This is a genomic window from uncultured Rikenella sp., from assembly GCF_947628055.1.
Lineage (GTDB): Bacteria > Bacteroidota > Bacteroidia > Bacteroidales > Rikenellaceae > Rikenella.
In genome coordinates this window covers 1-17,506 of record NZ_CANQYJ010000048.1, presented here as the reverse complement: position 1 = coordinate 17,506, position 17,506 = coordinate 1, and the positions used below count along the sequence as shown (strand labels likewise).

The following is a 17,506-nucleotide window of genomic DNA, read 5'->3' as shown; positions in this document are numbered from 1 at the left end:
CAGTTACATAATTAGCCGCCTGCGTAATCGAGGCCGACTTTCTGGTCGAATCATGTTCCGTGACAGCCGAAATCGTGATCGTAGCAGCCGCTTTAAAAGCGACCCCCAACGAAGCGACAAGGACATTATTTCCATTGAAAGTCGCCACCCCATCGGAAGAGAGCGGGCTATATAAGCTTGCCGTAGACATTTCATAGCTGCCCGAACCCGCCACGCCGTTCCACGTCCAATCTCTGCGTACCTCCATCACCACACGAGAGCTTCCCCCGGAAGCCGGGAAAGCCGTCGTGTCGATCAGCAGCGATACATTTTGCCAGTTTCCGTACACTATTTTCCCCGCCGCCTGCGCGAGCGAGCAAGTTGCGGAGAGATCATCCGAGCTTACCGTCAGCAATCCATTCATCGCCCCCGTCGAAGTATTGTTCGGCGCCGAGATCGAGACCGAGGCAGGGCCCGTTCCGGAGGTCGCCGACGCGCTCCAGCCAGCCGGGAGACCCGCGATCGACCACGCTTGCCCCTCCTCCACCAGAATCGACAAATCCGCCGCGCCGCCCGCCGCGGCAAAGACCAGCGACGGAGAGACCTCCAGCGAAGCATTGGGATAGACCTTGACCGCCCCCATGTAGGCAGCCTTGACCTTCGCAGCCCCCGCGAACAGCTTGATTTTCTTATTTTCTGTCAGGATCATTATTGTACGATATAAAGGGTGTCAGGGTCTTTGCCGGCAAGAGCATTGTACTCCGCTTCGGAGCCTTGCCAGATTTTAAGCGCCGAGCCCGTTTTTTGATTAGCAATCGCGTCCGTTTCTATCCCGGATCCGCGGCCGTCCACCGTCAGCAGTTTGGCCCGCACATCAGCGGCAGTGTAGTTGGCCGTGTCCAGTTTTTCTGCCAGTCGCTGCATGATTGTCGTGGCAAAATTCGGGTCATCGCCCAGCGCCGCGGCTATCTTGCGGAGCGTGTCGAGGGCGGCGGGGGCGGAATCGATCAACCCGGAAACGGCGGAGGCGGTGTACTGGTTGGAGGATTGCAGGGTGGCGGCGTCGCCGGTCGCTACTTCCTCATGGAGGGTCTGAAAATTGTTGTCGTATCCTTGGGCGACGGTGGCGGCGGTATCGCCATGTGCGGGTTGGTAATAGGTTCGGGTATTATCCATCTTTGATAATTTTGATTGGTTTTATAATATGAATTATTTAAATTTGCATAGGTGTTTCATATACAAATTGCTGAGGTAATGAAAAATTTACACATTATACTGCTGGCTGGGGCAGTTGGACTGTTCGTCGGCTGTCAAAAGGAAGACAAAGGACGGCTTGATCCGTCAGCTATGGTGGCGCTCAATGCCCCGAAAGAAATACAGGCGAACGAAACCATGGCAACCAAGGCGGACGGAGAACAGCAGCGGCTCACGCCAAGACAGATCGTGGAAAAAGCTACCTTAATCTCATATCATAATTATGATGTAAATCCGGATGGACACGTTATTGAACGTGCATTTAACGATCAACAACGCGATTTAGTCAATAATCGGTTGCTGATGTTTGGAGACGATGTTATTAATTCATATACCAATAGAGTCGAACCCATTTATTTAGATGGGTGTGATTTTTTATTGGTAATTTGGCGTTATGAATATAAATCGTTATGGGATGAGGTAACCGGAAGCGGAACACTTGTCCGTGATACGGTCGCTTATATTCCGACAGCAATAGTACATGATGCGGCTGTTAAAATTAGAGCGGCCCATGCCCAGGGAGATTATACGACTTGTTATCGGTTGTTTCATGACGCATTCACCTTTTATCCGATTACAGGCAAGGAATGGCTCGAACTGAAAGCGAAAGGAAAAGGTTAGTAACATATTTTCGAGTAAGCAGCATTTACGATTTCGGTTCGGTAAATGCTGCTCTTAGCTTAATTACCACCTGTAATACAGAACTCAAAGCCGTAATTGACACCGACGCACTCTTTGATACTGTCAAACATTCCGATTAAAACGTCATTCGCGTTTTTTTCCAAGACAACCGGATTGATTTTGTACCATGCCCAATAGAAATCGGTATTGACCGGCGTCAATTGTATAAAATAATTGAAATGACCGATATTGTGAATAATCCGGTAGCATCCGTTCTCCAATAAACTGTCTTTTTTTGCTTTACATTCTTTGTATGTACTTTGATTTAATAAATTTCCATTTTTATCTACATATCCACTACAAAGCACAATAGGTACAGGCAGTCCCGAAGCGACTTTGTTGCCGACATAGAAACGGTTCAGCACAATCCAGCCGCGGAAATCATCGCCCTCGCCGAAACCGAGCAGCTCGGCCCCTTCTTTCGGGGCGATCGTCAGACTCGAATACTGTTGTCCGTTCTCGAAAAAATATTTTCCGTCGGGCGCACTGGCTCCGATATATCCGACGGCTTGCTCGCCGCCGAAATCGTCATTGACGATCGTAGCCCGAAATCCGTTGTAGTTGCCGCACAGCGCGTCAGGGTCAAACGGGATCTGGAAATTCGTTATCCATCCGGATGAAGTCCCCGGAATCACGATATTATTATTGTCTTGAAGACCAGGGGTACTCAGTTCGATCCCGGGGTTCTGCTGGTTCATGATATACATCCCGTTCCGAAACGCACATCGGGTACTGCCGTTGATAACCACGTTGTTGAACGTGCCGGACTCGGCAGTCAGATTCCCGGAGGCGTCCCACTGTAGTTTGCCGCCGGCAAGAAACCCGGCGCCGTTCCCGCCGTCGAACCGAACCATGGTTTTCGACCCGTTGCTGATCTCGAACGAAGCATTCCGAACAGCTAACTGACTGGGGTGATCGGCAGTATTCCACTCCAAACCGCTGCGTTCATTGCCAATACGGAACGAATTGTTGACGAAGTCCATGAAGTTGCACCCGTCCTGCGACACGATGCGGTCGGCAGTGATGCGCCCGGGGGTGATCTCGGTGAAGCCGTATAGGTCGGTATACGACCGGCTGCCGTCCACTTCGCTGTTCAGGATGCCAACCAGCAAATGGTAGAATCCGCTCTCCTGTTCCATGCCCACCGGGTCGCGCCGCAAGCGGTACTCCCCGCCTCCAGAACCCGGATTGCAGGGAACGCGGGCGTACAGGTAGTAAGATTCGTCGCGCTCGTCATACCCGAACAAGGAGGAGGTGTAAGCGGGCATATCCCAGAACAGGCCGCCGGTCATGTCCTTGCTGGCGGTGATTTCACGGTTGCCGAGGGTGAGGTGCTGAAGGGTCGCAGAGGCAGCTTCCAACCGACCGAGTTCACTATTGTAACCGACAGGGGAGACGACGGTCAGGTTCTGCCGGCTGGCCACGAACCGGAACTGGAGGCTTTCGTCGCCGACCAGCAGTTGCATGGTATTCACAGCGACGGGACGGACGGCGTCGGTATAATCTTTCAGTCCTTTCCGGAGCATCTCCAGGGTCTGGAGGGTGTCGTGCCATACGCGCCGGGTGAAACGGACGCCGCTTTTTCGGACTTCCTCGACTTGGCCGCCGACTTCCGCCATGTCGTTCTCGATTTTCTCGGAATAGGAGGTGTAAACAGGGGTATCGCTGAGCACGAGGCTGAGTTTTTCCGGTTCCCGGAGAGGATAGCTGACTTCGCTGACGCGAATTTCCACGGGCTCGGCGGCATCGCTCTCCTGCACGAGCACCGTGTCGCCGACATGCACGTGGATGGCTTCACGGCGGACGTAACGAGGATCGATGTCGAGCCGGTAAGCATACTGTTTCTCGCACCGGCGGTCGAGCTCCTCTTGGGTGCGGGCTTTCAACTCGGTTTCGGCCCGGTCGACGTAGGACTGGGGCATGACGATGCCGAGGAGCACGAACCGGTCGCCGGCAGCGGGACGACGCGTTTCGGACGGCAGCTTGTATCCGTTGTCCTCAGAGACGTTGAAATCGAGCTGACGGGTGTCGGGACGGTAGGCGGTGATGGTGAAACTTTCGCCCGTCAGCGCGCCGGAGGTGAACTCGATTCGGGGATCAGTCTGGTCTTTTCCGATCACGATGTCGTTGCAATCGTCGGGCAGCCGGAGAGTGACAGTCCAGCCGTTTGCGGCGGCAATGTCGGCAGGCACGCTGACGGCGCTGAGGCTGGCGTCGCCCAGGCGGGGATAAATATCGTCGAAGGTGACGACTTCTTCCCGGATACCGTATTTCTCGATGTTCTTTTCGAGACAGGATTCGCCTCGCTCGCCGGAAAAGACGAGGGTTGAGGCGCGGTACCCTTCGGGCAGGTTGTTGGAGGAGCCGCGACCGTACAGCCGGGTGACGACGACGGTGTCGGAAACGCCGATTTTTTCGAGACAGTACAGTCCTTTGCCTCGCCCGTAGCGGAACAGACCGGCAGGAGCGCCTTTGAACCGCCCGACGCGGATACGCTGCCCGTCGATGCGCCATTCGGTGCCGAATGCCTCGCATATTTGCGTAAGCGCGTCGAGACAGTAAGTCTGGTCGAATTCGATGTGGCGAATCTCGTCGGCGTGCTCGATGCCTTCCTCGATTTGGATCGTGAATCCGGAGGCCTCGCGACCGATCGCGGTGTACAGAGCGTCGATCTGCTGCGGGAGGTTCCCGTCGTAAGGAAAGGTCAGGCTGCCTTGGTTTTTGTGAAGCAGATAGGCGAGCCGGTGGCCGGGGGCGTAAAAGGTCAGCTCGTAGCTGTATGTCCCGTCGGCGCGCTTATAGTCGGGTTCTTCGGCCAGAGCGTAGCGTACGCCCTGCCATTCGAGGCAGTCGCCGGCCTGCAAGGCGACGGGCTGCACGGAGGTGAGAGTCAGCCGCACGGACTGCTCGCCCATCTGTTTGTGCGTGCAGACAAAACTGTCGTCGGGGGAAAGTTCCCAAAGAACGGAGCCGGCGGCACCGCGCAGAATCTGTATCTTATTATTCATAGGCTTCGATCAGTTTAACGGTAAACTTGGCATAGACGCGGCTGCGTTTCTGAATGGAGGCGATTTTGAACCCTTCGGGGGCGAAGATACCATACTCGCAGTTGCGATAACGGAATTTTCTCAATCCGGGGCGGCCGAACAGCAGGGTAAGGCTGCGGATTTTCCGGTCGAAATCTTCCATATCGGCGGCACTCAGGGCACCTTCGAGGTTCAGGACATGCGGGCCGAGACCGCCGGGAGCCCACGAAGCTCCGGGAGAGAGCAGGGTTGCCGGGAGTTCGTCTCGGGCGGGAAGATCCCACACGCCGCCGGTGGAGGCGATCGCCAGACCGAAACTTTCCCAAAGCCATTCATCGATGGCTCCTATTCGGGGAGCGCAGTACCACGGTTCGCGGTCGTCCCAGACGCCGAAGGAGTTCCAATGGCCGGAGGCGAGTATCCACTGTCGGGGCCACGGACCGGTGGCGTCGCTGAAGTCGGGCAGTGCGGGCGCAGGCTCAGTGAAGGCGAGGGTGACGGCGGCGATGGTTTTACGGGGAACAATCTTCACCTCTTTGCGCAGGCTGACGTTCCACTGTCCCCAGTCGCACCGGAGAAAGGCATCGGCGGGCAATCCGGTCAGAAAAGCCCGGAAAGTTTCGATCTTTTCGTACAGAGTCTCCTCGCTGTCGGCGACCAGGTTTCCGACAAGCTGTATTTCGCGGCTGCCAAACAGATAGTCGTCGTCGGGACGAACATAAGGCTCGACGCCGTCTTCGCCGGCCCACTTGCGGTATGTCTCGCCGGTGCGGGCGGGCATATCCCACGCACCGCTGAGGGCGATGTTGCTGCCGGAGGCATGGCCGGGAACGAAGCCGAACTCTGCAAGAGGGGTGTCGTTCAGGTAATAGGTATTCATGGCTGTGTCGTAATATCTGCTGAAAGGAGTGCCGGTCATTTGGCCCATACTTCTTTGCCGGCGGTGTTGGTTTTGATGGCGCGCAGTTCGGCGGCGACGGTGTCCAGGCGCTCGCGCAGGCCGTCAGTGTTGTCGGCGGTGCGGCGGGTGTTCTCTTCGATGGCGATATTGCTGCGGGCGAGGGAGGCTACTTGAACGAGGGAGGATTGAGCGGTGCTGAGCTGTTCGGCACCGATGCCGGCCATGCGGGCCTGAAGATCGACGCTGAGCCGGAACAGCCCTTCGAGTTTGGAAGCGGTCTGCTCCGTGATTTTCTCGCTGATCTCGCCGCGCATGCCCGCGGGTTTTTCTTCTTTCTTGGCAGTGGAAACATCGATGCCGGTAACAGCACGCAGGCGCGCTTCTTCCTGACTGAGCTGCTCCATCAGATTGTCCCAATCCCGGCGAAGCCGATCCTGTTCGTCGCTAGTCAGCTCGCCGTCGGATTGCGCTGCATCGGCAAAGTCCTTATACCATTCGCGCACTTTTTCGTCGGCCATCAGGTTCAGGGACTGCGTCACGGCGTTTTTCATCAGGCTCTCGAAAGTGTCCGCAAAATCGGCCGCACTTTTCTTCCCCGCCTTAAACCCGTCGATAATGCTTGTCACCACGTTTTCGTAAGTCGAACCTGTATAGGTTTTGCGCACTTCCTCGAGGTATTCTTCTTGCCGTTCGACGAGTTTGTCGCCCTCTTCGCGGGCGGCTTTCCATGCGTCGTAGTATTTCTTGCCGTCTTCGGAAAGCTTGCCTTGCTGGGCGAGGAGGTCGATCTCTTTCCACTCTTTGCCTTCGAGTGAGGCCATCGTTTTGAAGATCTTGCCTTTGCGGAACCAGGTGCCGTGTTTGTAGCGCTCGCTGACGACATATTGGGTGCCGTCAAGTTTAGCCCGCAGTTCGTCCTGTTCGGCTTTATTGGCGGCGGTTTGGTCGGTTAGCTCTTTCCCTTTGCGGGCAAGGTATGTCAGGGTCGATTCTCCGATCTTTTTGGCCCATTCGTAGCGCTCGCGGTAGAGTTTGTTGATCTCGAACTCGGCAAGATAGCTTTTCAGCTCGTTGTCGTGGACCTCTTTGCGGAGCTTGGCATTCTCGGCCTTGACTTTCTGGCTGATGGAAAAGAAGCTGGCTATAGACGAAATAACGTTCACCGCTCCTCTGAGGACATCGCCGGTGATTATTTGAGCGATACCGGTAAGACCTGTCATGCCGGCATCGACCATTTGGATCGTGTTTTCGATGATATAGCCGATATTGTCATCTTTGCAGATGGAGGAGAGATCTTTGCCGATCTGCTTGACCTGGCCGCTGACTTTGCTCCATCCGTTCTGGATGACACCGAGACCTTCGATCATCAGGCCGAAGCCGCCTTCTTTCCGGCGGGTGGAGAATCCTTTGCCGATCAGGTCAAAACCGCGTTTAAGGTCAGCGTAGAAAGCTTCGACGGAGCCTTTCTTGGCAAACTCCTTATGCAGGCTGCTGACATGATTCCGTAGGCTTTGGACGACCGCCGAATCCTTGTCGATATGATTGAGTTGCTCAGTGGTGAATCCGACGGGCACTTCGGACGTTTTGCCGTCGATATAGTCGAGCAACTGGCAGCTTTGTTTATAAATCCGAGTAAGCTGACCGAGAGTCAAATCGGATATTTGACCCGTCATTTGTTCCCAAAGATCGCTTTCCTGCAACATTTTGTCTGTGACGGCGGCAAGGGCTTTTTCGCAGGCCTGGCTGACAATTTTGACTTCGGCGTAATATCCGTTGGCCCGCAGAATCTCGATCTGCTGATTGTGCTTCAAAAGAATTTCTTCGAACTGGGCGGAGTAGCTCTTGAGCGAGGCGGCGATCTCGGCAGCTTTGGCACGGGCGGCGTCGAGGGCCTGCATTTCGGCTATGAACCGGTTGACATCGTCGGCCCAGGTGTCGGTTCCGACCTGCGTCGGAAGATGTTGCTTATCATTTGCCATTGATGGTATTTGCTAAGGTTCGTAAATCGCTGTCGGTGGCATCCGTCACCGCTTCGTTCCCGACCGCGGAGCGGTCGTAACGGTAGCCGGGGGCATCGGCCAGCATCATGCGGATGTTGATCCAGCTCATGCGGTGGAGGATATAGTGGTAACTCCACCCGGTTTTTTCGGCGATCAGCTGGATCACACCCCAGGGGCTATTCAGGCCGACTACGCGTCCGCCCGTTGACTCCCCTGCTCCTTCGGACTCAGATTGTTCGCCAGTAGCATCAATCTGATAGAGGTCGTAAAATCCGCCACGCCGCATATCCGGACGAAAACAGCCCACACCTGCGCAAAAGCGGCGGGCGTGAGGCGATGGCCGAGCCACCGGACCAGCAGACGCCGAGGAATCCAGGTGCGACGGCCGCGTACAGCTTCGGCCAGAATATCGAGAGCGGCATCGCCGTGACAGGCAGTGATCGCATAAGCTTTATCCAAGGTGAGCTTCTCAAAATCGGAAGCGGAGAGGCCCGTCGCGACGATCAAACGGCTGATGCGCAGCAGAGTGACGAGGGTAGGCTGGTGCAGAGTGAGGTGAAAAGTGCGGCGGCCGAACAGGCGAAAGAAAAGGGGCGCAGGCGCGCATGGCACCCGCACCCCTTGTTCCAACAGCGTATCGGCGGCCCGCATTTGGGTCGACTGCTGTCTGTCCATATCTTACGCGTTCGGCTGATTTGCAATGGTGGTATCAGTGACACTCATCTTCTTGACCCCGGCAACTTTCGGAGTCAGCACGGTAAGGCTGTGTTCCAGCAGACCGTAGCCGTCTCGTTTGATGGCCCAGTTGATGCGGGTCGACATTTTGGCGCGGCCGATATTCACTTCGAGACCCGAACGGGTGGTAAACCGGACGGCTACCTCTTTTGAAGAGAAACTCTGCGGCGCTTCCCAAGTCTTTTTATCTTCGGAAAGTGTGCCGCCGAAAGCCATGAAACACGTTTCCGGATCGAGGTCTGAAGTCGAAAATTTCAGGGTCGTGGTGCCCGGGATGTAAATCTCGTCTTCCGGTTCGTCCATTTCCTCGCATTCGCAGGCGACGGTTTCGCCTTCGGCGGTCTCGAGAGTGGCAGTGTCCTTGTAGGTCTTGCCTAAGGCGGCGTATGCGTTTTCCGCCGGGGCGGTGCCATCCGCCGGGAGGGCAGCGATCAGAATACCTGCTTCGTTGAGGCCGATTGCTTTTTTTACCATAATTGTAGTAATGTTGAATAGGTGGTTTAAATAATTTAGAGAATGATCGTTCAGCCAAGGCTATTCCGGGGCCGGGGATTTCCGGATTCCGGTCGGAGGGCGGCGCTGCGGTCCGGGATTCGTGCAGCCGGCACCGACAGTCATTTCGACCGACAGACAGCTATCCGGGGAACAAGGGCCCGGTGGGGTAAACCGGATGCCTTATCCCGTTTCCGAGTCGGGCAGAGCTGCCGGGTCGCCGTTCGGCGAAGGCCCGTCGGAGCGGTTGTCCGGAATCGGGGCATAGTGGTTCAGCTCGGCCTGCTTGATCAGCACCGGACATTTCATCGACGGTGTCCGGCACCGGAAAGCCTCCTGAATAATCACGCTTTTTCGTTCCAAGACTTCGTCCTTGGCTTCGAGTTTCGTCTCGAGTTTCTCCACTTTGACAGTCAGCCGGCCGATCTCGTCCTGAAGCAGGGTCACTACTTTCGACGTCTCGTCGATCCGGCGGCTGTTATTGCCGAGTATCCAGCTCACCAGCGCCACGGCGATGGGGGCGATGACGTAAATAATCCAGGTTTCCATTGATTCGGGGTTACGGATCGTAGAGGCTTTCGGGGGGATCCGGGTCCCCGGCTCGGGGCCGGAAGTTCCCAGGGTGCTGCGCAGCGTCCGGAGTACCCTCTCTCTCATCCACAGTGCAAAGATGAAGCTAATTCCGATGCGTAACAAAAAGAGCGGAAAGGGTTTACACTATTTTTCGCAGATCGGGAAAATCGGCCCATTTTTGCAGGGTCGGGAGGAAGATCATCCCGTATCTGTTACTTATTTTATAACCTTTTATCTGTTTTATGGAAGAAATTTATCGAAATGTCTGCGAGCGGCTGCGCACGAATGTGCCCGGGCTGAAAACAGTGACTTTGGACTGCGGTCAGATCGACGACCCGTCAGGGCCGGCCCTGACGCTGCCGGCAGCATTAGTGGACGTAACGTACCCGGAATGCAGCGACATCACCTGTCTGGTACAGCGGTGCCGGGTGACCGTATCGGTGCGAGTGGCGCTCCGGGCCTGGCCGGATGTGACCGACCCGGCGGAGGAACTGGGTCTCACAGAAGAAGTCTGCACGGCTCTGCAAGGCTGGACAGACGATACACTGAGTTGCCTGAGCCGTACATCGGCGGTGCCGGAGCAACGTCATGACGGGCTGAAAGTTTATCGCTTAGAGTTCGATTCGGCATTCGAGGAAGAAGAATAGTCTCCGCTCGGTTGATGCGGTTCGGGCCGGGGAAAACATTCGCTTTCCCCGGCCCGAACTGTTTCCGGATTTTCCCCCGGACCCGGGAAGAACCTCCTGCGGCGGAAAGATCGGTCGGAGATTTCTGCCGCTTGTCTGCGCGGCATACGTTGCCAGGGATTTCCCCTTGTCGGGAGGAAACCGCCCCGCGCTTAGTCTATGGCGAATTTCCGAGCCCCCCTGCCGATTCCCGGTCGAGAAGGCGGGCGGCACTGCGTTCCGCGCCCCGAAAAAATGCGTATATTTGGAGCCCTTATGATCGACTTCCAGAAAAAGACACTTTCCAACGGCCTGACCGTTATCGCGCACGAAGACCCGTCGACCCCGATGGCCGCCGTCAACGTGCTCTATCAAGTCGGCTCTCGGAACGAGGATTACGACCGCACCGGCTTCGCCCACCTATTCGAGCACCTGATGTTCGGCGGATCGGTGCATATTCCCGACTACGACAGGCCGGTTCAGCTGGCCGGCGGCGAGAACAACGCTTTCACCAACAACGACTATACGAACTACTATCTGGCGCTGCCGCGGGAGAATATCGAGACCGCTCTGTGGCTCGAATCCGACCGGATGCTGTCGCTCGCGTTCAACCAGCGGAGCCTCGACGTGCAGCGCAAGGTGGTGGTCGAGGAGTTCGCCCAGCGGTATCTCAACCAGCCGTACGGGGACATCTGGCTGCTGCTCAGGCCGCTGGCCTACGAGCGGCACCCCTACCGGTGGGCGACGATCGGGCGCGACATCGAGCATATCCGGCGGGCGACGATGGACGAGGTGCGGGCATTCTTCGCGCGGTACTACAAGCCGAACAATGCGATTCTCTCGATTGCGGGGGATATTCCCGCCGAACGGGTTTTCGAGTTGGCCGAACGGTGGTTCGGACCGATCCCGGCGGGCGAACCGGTGCGGGACGAGATTCCGCAGGAACCGGAACAGACGGCTCCCCGGCGGCTGGAGGTGCGGCGGCCGGTGCCGGCGTCGGTGATCTATATCGCATTCCACATGGGGCCGCGGCTGAGCCGGGAGGCGGTGGTCTGCGACGTGATCTCGGATATTCTCAGCAACGGCACTTCGAGCCGGCTTTACCAGCGGTTGGTCAAGGAGGCTCCGCTGTTTTCCAACGTGAATGCCTACATTTCGGGCGATGTCGATCCGGGGCTGTTCTTGGTGACGGGCCATGTGATGGAGGGAATTTCGCTCGAAGAGGCGGAGGCGGCGCTGTGGGGTGAGCTGGAGCGGCTGAAGACCGAACCGGTGGGGGACTATGAGCTGGAAAAGGTCAAAAACAAGTTCGAGGCGAACAACGTTTTCGGGGAGATCAATGTGCTGAACAAGGCGATGAATCTGGCTTACTTCGAGATGCTGGGCGATGCGGTGATGATCAACGGCGAGGTGGCGGAACACAATTCGGTGACTTCGGACGAGATCCGTTCGGTCGCGCGGCATATTTTCCGGCAGGAGAACAGCTCGACGCTGCTTTATGTGGCGGACGCGACAGCTGCGGTCTAATCGTGCGCCATTTTTTGAGGGGAGGCACAGCTTGTTGCACTGCGTTTTGCCCGGCAGCCCAATAAGCGAAACGCAGTTTCGCTCGCCCACCGCGGGGCCCCGTTGGGGCTTTTGTTAGAGTTTGAGAAGACTTATTTAAGCGGGGCCCGCCCGGCCCGAGGCGACACCCCTCTGGTTAAGGGGTGCAAACAGATCAGGACGAGCAGACAGACGATAAAAGAGATCCCGATTATATACTTTATCGTACCCGCCATCCCTTGTCCCCATTTTTCGGCTCTCGCCGCCCCCCGCCGCGAGAAGCGGCCCCCGGCGCAGAGCCGAACCGAAAAGAGGAGAAAAGTACATTAAAGAAAGTATATAATCGCGAAAGAGATTATGTTAGACCGCACCATACAACCCCCTTTCCAGCTGCCCGACCGGCTCGACATACCGGCAGCGCGGCAGACGACCCTGCCAGGCGGCATCCGCCTCTGGACGATCGACGCAGGGACACAGCCCCTCGTGCGCCTGAGCCTCGTTTTCGGAGCCGGGACACGCTATCAGCCGGCAGCATTCGCCGCATCGACCGCCCTCAACCTGATGAGCGAAGGGACAGCACGTTATTCGGCCGCCCGGATCGCCGAGAAGTTCGACTACTACGGCATCTATTACGACACCTCGATCGACCGCGACTATTCCATCGTGACCGTGAGCTGCCTGAGCCGCTTCCTGGACCAGGCACTGGAACTGCTGGGCGAAATCCTGTTCGAGCCGCTCTTTCCGGAACGGGAGCTGGAGATTTACGCCTCGAAGCGGAAACAACAATTGATCATCGAACGCGAAAAACCTTCATACCAGGCCCGCGAGCTCTTTGCCGAAGGGCTTTTCGGCAAAGAACACCCTTACGGACAAGTGTCGCCGGCGGCCGAGTACGACAAACTGACAGTGGACACCCTGCGGTCGTTCTACGAGACCTATTACAGGGCCGGAAATGTTTTTGCAGTGGCCTCGGGGCAGATCGGGACAAAGACCGAACAGACCCTGGCCGCTTTTCTGGAACGGTTCGGGGCCGCGTCGGGGCCCGGCGATCCGGGTGTTCCGCCGACCGGTTCGACACCCCTGATCCGGGAAAAACGTGAAGGCGCCTTGCAATCGTCGATCCGCATCGGCAAAGTGCTCTTTCCGAAAGGGCATCCCGACTTCAACGGCCTGCAGGTGGCAGCGACCGTGCTGGGCGGCTATTTCGGTTCGCGGTTGGTGAAAAATCTGCGCGAAGACAAAGGATATACATACGGCATCTATTCGGCGATGCTGAACATGCAGCACTCAGGTTATTTCGCCGTGGCGTCGGACGTGACGGCGGCAGCGACGGACGAAGCGGTGGCCGAAATCCTCAAAGAGGTGGAACGCCTGCGCACGGAACCGGTGCCGCAGGCCGAGTTGGATATGGTGCGGAACATCATCGTGGGAGAGATGATGCGGATTCTGGACGGGCCGTTCGGCATCGCGGACGTAACGATCGAAAACGTGCAGTGCGGCATGACGAACCAGGCGCTATCGGCGTTTTTCGACGAAGTGCGCACGATCACGCCGCAGCGGATCCGGGAACTGGCCGCACAGTGGCTCGATCCGGCGACATTCACCACGGTGATCGTCGGCGCTTGAGCTTTTTATCGTTCGGCTACTCTTTGAAAGATGAACGAAATTATGGAAGAAGAGATACGGCAGGCATTGGCCGTTTTGAAAAAAGGCGGGATCATTCTCTACCCGACCGACACCGTGTGGGGCATCGGATGCGACGCAACGAACGCAGAAGCGGTGGCCCGGATTTTCGCCCTCAAGCGGCGCGACGACGCCAAAAGCATGATCGTACTGCTCGACAGACCCGAACAAGTCGTGCGGTGGGTGCAAGAAGTGCCGCCGGCGGCCTGGGAGCTGTGGGAAGCCGCCGAAGGCGCACAGCCCCTGACCCTGATTCTGCCCGAAGGCAGAGGACTGGCCGGCAACCTGCTGCCGCCCGAGCGAACCGTGGCGATCCGCTTAGTGCAGAACGACTTCTGCAAACGGTTGATTCATAAACTCGGGCACCCGTTGGTGTCGACCTCGGCCAACATCAGCGGCCAGCCCGCCCCGGCGGCATACGGCGAGATTTCCGACCGGATCCGGGAAGGGGTCGATTACACGGTCGACCCGTCTATGGAAGAAGATTCGGCGACGCATAAAGCCTCTTCCATCATCCGGATCGATCCGGACGGCGGATTGACGATCGTGCGGACGGAAGGCAGATAATCCCGGGGCGGCAGGCCGGCAAAACACAGAGGCGGATGCGGCGCTTCGGCCCCGGCAGGACTTATTGGTAAAAACTTTCCGATTATTTCGACGAACATATACCAATTTACGGATCGGAATCGTTCTTTATCCGATTTGACGAACATATACCAATTTGCGGATCGGAATCGTTCTTTATCCGAACGGCCCGTCCGAACATTCACCGACTGAAAACACAACCTGCCTTTGGAATAGACATCTACTCTCAGCAACACTTAACAAACAGAAGTTAATACGGAAACCATGAGAAAACGATGGATGATTCTCAGCGTGTCGCTCTCCGTAGCGGCAGGCTCCCTCGCGGCGTACAGCGTCAGCCGGTTCACCGCAGAACGCTATGCGGATCGCGCAGCCACTACAGTGACTTATGACAATGAAACGGCGGACACCCACTTTGCCTCCGCCCCCGTTGGATCGACGCAAGGCATACTGCCCGACTTCACCGCAGCGGCGGAACAAGGCGTCGAAGCGGTGGTCAATATCGAGAACCGGCAGAAATACACCGTCCGGCAATACTCCAACCCGTTCGGCGGGGGAGGAATCGACCCGTTTGAATTCTTCTTCGGGCCCTCGCAAGGGCAGCAGCAACCGAGCCAGCCGCAGCAAAAGGAACGGCGTTCCGGCGGCTCCGGCGTCATCCTTTCGGCCGACGGGTATATCGTCTCGAACAACCACGTCGTCGAAGGCGCCGACGAACTGATCGTGACCTTGCACGACGGCTCCACCTACAAAGCCGCGCTGGTAGGGACCGACCCGTCGACCGACATCGCCCTGCTGAAGATCGACGCCAAAGGCCTCAAGACCATTCCGTTCGGCAACTCCGAAGAGCTCCGGCTCGGCGAGTGGGTCTTGGCCATCGGGAACCCGTACGGGCTGACCTCGACCGTGACAGCCGGGATCGTGAGCGCCAAAGGGCGCAGTTTAGGGGTAATGACCTCGCAGATGGGGATCGAATCCTTCATCCAGACCGATGCGGTGGTCAATCCGGGGAACAGCGGCGGCGCGCTGATTACGACCGAAGGGAAACTCATCGGGATCAACACCGTCATCAAATCGCCCACGGGATTTTATATGGGCTATTCGTTTGCCGTGCCCTCGTCGATCGTGCGCAAAGTGGTGACCGACCTGCGGGAGTACGGTGTGGTACAGCGGGCCATGCTCGGGATTTCGTTCCAGGCCATTACCCCGGACTGGGTGGAACACTTCGGCGAGGAAAAAGGCATTAAGGAGCCGGGCGGCATCTATATCGCGGAAGTCGTCGAAGACGGTGCGGCACAGGCGGCAGGGATCAAGCCGGGCGACGTGCTGACCCATATCGGCGGCAAGGCGATGAACACCACGGCCGATGTGCAGGAGACCATCGCCAAGCTGCGGCCGAACGACAAGATCAAAGTGACGGTCAAGCGGGACGGCTCCGTGAAGGAGTACGACGTCACGCTGCGCAACCGGGCGGGCAAGACCGACTTAGTGAAGAAAGACGACGTCAATCTGCTCGACGAGTTAGGCGCGACCTTCCGCGAAGTGAGCGACAAACAGAAGAAAGAGCTGCGCATCCGGGGCGGCATCCAGGTCGTCAGCCTCAAGGAAGACGGCTTGCTGGCCCGGTCGCGCGTGCAGCGCGGGTTTATCATCACGGCGATCAACGACATGCCGATCGCTGCGGTGAGCGACCTGAACCGGATTACGGACAAGGTGCAGTCGATCGACGGGATTTATCCCGACGGGCGGATCGTCAGCTACCAGGCGCTGGGACGCTAAGCCGCACCTGTTGGCCGAGAGCCGAAAAATAACACGAAAAAACCGATTGCTAACCGATTGACCGTCTGCATATACCGTTGTGCAGGCGGTCTTTGTTTTGAATAAACGGCTCCCGACCGAAACAAAAGCCGAACCGGTGCGTATATTAAACGCCGGCATGACTTGGAAAACAAACAAAACCATATAAATGAGACAATTAAAAATTACCAAATCGATCACCAATCGGGAGAGCGCTTCGCTGGACAAATACCTGCAGGAGATTGGGCGTGAAGATTTGATAACCGTCGAAGAAGAGGTCGAACTGGCCCAGCGGATCAAGAAAGGGGATCAGGAGGCACTCGAAAAACTGACCAAAGCGAACCTGCGGTTCGTCGTGTCGGTGGCCAAACAGTACCAGAACCAGGGGCTGACCCTCCCGGACTTGATCAACGAAGGGAATCTGGGGCTGATCAAAGCGGCCGAAAAATTCGACGAAACCCGGGGATTCAAGTTCATCTCGTATGCTGTGTGGTGGATCCGGCAATCCATTTTGCAGGCGCTGGCCGAACAGTCGCGGATCGTGCGGCTGCCGCTCAACCAGGTGGGATCGCTCAACAAAATCAACAAGGCATTCGCCCGGTTCGAGCAGGAAAACGAACGCACCCCGTCGCCGGAAGAGCTGGCCCAGGTGCTGGACTTGCCGAAGGAGAAAGTGGCGGACACGCTGCGGGTGTCGGGACGGCACGTCTCGGTCGATGCGCCGTTCGCCGAGGGGGAAGACAACAGCTTGCTGGACGTATTAGTCAATAACGACTCGCCGAACGCCGACCGCAGTCTGATCAACGAATCTTTGTCCACGGAAGTAGAACGCGCCCTCTCCACCCTGACCGAACGGGAGCGGGATATTGTCAAGTACTTCTTCGGGATCGGGACAGCGGAGATGACCCTCGAAGAGATCGGCGAGCAGTTCGGCCTGACGCGCGAGCGGGTGCGGCAGATCAAGGAAAAGGCGATCCGCCGGCTGCGGCACAGCTCCAGAAGCAAACAGCTCAAGACATATCTGGGGTAATATCGATTCGGGGCGTGTTGACATGGGGGAGGGGTCTTTTTTCAGGAATGAAAAAAGACCCCTCGTTTTTTTAGCCGGATCGTCCTAACTTTGCTGCGGAACGGGCAGTCCGGGATTTTTCCGGAGTGCCGCAGCAGCCCTTTCAGGTTTTTGCGGCAGAGTGAACGATAAATTCAGCGGCCCGCTGACCGCCCTGCGGCGATTAGCTATTCTTTCGCCCGGTGCCGCCCTTTCGGTTCCGGGCCTATTTTGAGCGGCCGCTGCTGCTTTTCGGCTGTGCGTGGCCCCGCCCCGGGCTTCCGCGATGCGGGTATGCGCACGGGAGGCGAGGGTGATTTGTGGAATGTCGGCGGTGGCGGGTACAGTTGGGCTTCGACAGTTAGTGACACTTTCAGTGTGTACTTGACCGTCGAGCCGACGAAAACCAATCCCAGCTTCGCGCATGGCCGCGCCCACGGCCTTCAGGTGCGGTGCCTCCAAGTATTTATCGCCCGGACTGCCCGTCCCGTTTTTACCGCCCGATCCGGTGCCGCGTGATACAAGGGAGGGGTCTTTTTTCA

General features: G+C 57.2%; 17 protein-coding genes. 7 read left to right on the top strand and 10 right to left on the bottom strand.

Going from position 1 to position 17,506, the window contains the following annotated elements:
- Both Q0Z93_RS05960 and Q0Z93_RS05955 read right to left on the bottom strand, forming a co-directional pair.
- Nucleotides 1–688, bottom strand: a 688-nt coding sequence (locus Q0Z93_RS05960; RefSeq protein ID WP_298063699.1) for a hypothetical protein, incomplete at its 3' end; no start/stop codon positions are given.
- Complete coding sequence (locus Q0Z93_RS05955) at nt 688–1,155, bottom strand: hypothetical protein (RefSeq protein ID WP_298063696.1); 468 nt, start codon at nt 1,153–1,155, stop codon at nt 688–690. The genes Q0Z93_RS05955 and Q0Z93_RS05960, both read right to left, overlap by 1 nt.
- A 78-nt stretch (nt 1,156–1,233) precedes the next feature.
- Between Q0Z93_RS05955 and Q0Z93_RS05950 the strand changes: the two genes are divergently transcribed.
- A complete protein-coding gene (locus Q0Z93_RS05950; protein WP_298063693.1) occupies nt 1,234–1,854 on the top strand; it encodes a hypothetical protein in 621 nt (206 codons plus the stop codon).
- A gap of 59 nt (nt 1,855–1,913) precedes the next feature.
- Here Q0Z93_RS05950 and Q0Z93_RS05945 read toward each other — a convergent pair whose 3' ends face one another.
- From Q0Z93_RS05945 to Q0Z93_RS05915, 7 genes are all read right to left on the bottom strand, one after another.
- Nucleotides 1,914–4,922 carry a hypothetical protein gene (locus tag Q0Z93_RS05945; RefSeq protein WP_298063690.1) on the bottom strand — a complete coding sequence of 1,003 codons (3,009 nt, stop codon included), beginning with the start codon at nt 4,920–4,922 and terminating at the stop codon, nt 1,914–1,916.
- Nucleotides 4,915–5,820, bottom strand: coding sequence for a hypothetical protein (locus Q0Z93_RS05940; protein ID WP_298063688.1), 906 nt, complete (start codon nt 5,818–5,820; stop codon nt 4,915–4,917). The genes Q0Z93_RS05945 and Q0Z93_RS05940 overlap by 8 nt, the downstream gene beginning before the upstream one ends.
- Before the next feature lie 35 nt (nt 5,821–5,855).
- On the bottom strand, nt 5,856–7,820 hold the full coding sequence (locus tag Q0Z93_RS05935; RefSeq protein ID WP_298063686.1) for a hypothetical protein: 1,965 nt from the start codon (nt 7,818–7,820) through the stop codon (nt 5,856–5,858).
- Nucleotides 7,810–8,007: a hypothetical protein gene (locus Q0Z93_RS05930; RefSeq protein ID WP_298063683.1), complete on the bottom strand. Its 198-nt coding sequence runs from the start codon at nt 8,005–8,007 to the stop codon at nt 7,810–7,812. Before Q0Z93_RS05930 ends, Q0Z93_RS05935 begins: the two co-directional genes overlap by 11 nt.
- A 23-nt stretch (nt 8,008–8,030) precedes the next feature.
- Entirely contained in the window at nt 8,031–8,516 is a 486-nt protein-coding gene (locus Q0Z93_RS05925; protein ID WP_298063682.1) for a hypothetical protein, read from the bottom strand.
- A gap of 3 nt (nt 8,517–8,519) precedes the next feature.
- A complete protein-coding gene (locus Q0Z93_RS05920; protein WP_298063680.1) occupies nt 8,520–9,050 on the bottom strand; it encodes a hypothetical protein in 531 nt (176 codons plus the stop codon).
- A gap of 201 nt (nt 9,051–9,251) precedes the next feature.
- Nucleotides 9,252–9,617 (bottom strand): hypothetical protein, encoded by a 366-nt coding sequence (locus Q0Z93_RS05915; RefSeq protein WP_298063677.1) that lies wholly within the window; start codon nt 9,615–9,617, stop codon nt 9,252–9,254.
- Nucleotides 9,618–9,883: 266 nt separating this feature from the next.
- On the opposite strand from Q0Z93_RS05915, the gene Q0Z93_RS05910 reads away from it, so the two are divergent.
- The 6 genes from Q0Z93_RS05910 (at nt 9,884) to Q0Z93_RS05885 (ending at nt 16,946) form a co-directional block, all read left to right on the top strand.
- Nucleotides 9,884–10,288, top strand: coding sequence for a hypothetical protein (locus Q0Z93_RS05910; protein WP_298063673.1), 405 nt, complete (start codon nt 9,884–9,886; stop codon nt 10,286–10,288).
- Nucleotides 10,289–10,582: 294 nt separating this feature from the next.
- The gene (locus Q0Z93_RS05905) at nt 10,583–11,833 is read left to right on the top strand and encodes a pitrilysin family protein (protein WP_298063671.1); all 1,251 of its coding nucleotides are present in this window, start codon (nt 10,583–10,585) and stop codon (nt 11,831–11,833) included.
- Between the two features lie 375 nt (nt 11,834–12,208).
- Entirely contained in the window at nt 12,209–13,477 is a 1,269-nt protein-coding gene (locus tag Q0Z93_RS05900) for a pitrilysin family protein (protein WP_298063669.1), read from the top strand.
- A 42-nt stretch (nt 13,478–13,519) separates the two neighbouring features.
- The gene (locus tag Q0Z93_RS05895; RefSeq protein ID WP_363291544.1) at nt 13,520–14,101 is read left to right on the top strand and encodes an L-threonylcarbamoyladenylate synthase; all 582 of its coding nucleotides are present in this window, start codon (nt 13,520–13,522) and stop codon (nt 14,099–14,101) included.
- A gap of 282 nt (nt 14,102–14,383) precedes the next feature.
- On the top strand, nt 14,384–15,898 hold the full coding sequence (locus Q0Z93_RS05890; RefSeq protein WP_298063667.1) for a Do family serine endopeptidase: 1,515 nt from the start codon (nt 14,384–14,386) through the stop codon (nt 15,896–15,898).
- A gap of 187 nt (nt 15,899–16,085) precedes the next feature.
- Nucleotides 16,086–16,946, top strand: coding sequence for a sigma-70 family RNA polymerase sigma factor (locus Q0Z93_RS05885; protein ID WP_298063665.1), 861 nt, complete (start codon nt 16,086–16,088; stop codon nt 16,944–16,946).
- A gap of 84 nt (nt 16,947–17,030) precedes the next feature.
- On the opposite strand, the gene Q0Z93_RS05880 is transcribed toward Q0Z93_RS05885, so the two are convergent.
- Nucleotides 17,031–17,506 (bottom strand): hypothetical protein (locus Q0Z93_RS05880; RefSeq protein WP_298063662.1); only part of this gene is annotated, 476 nt, incomplete at its 5' end.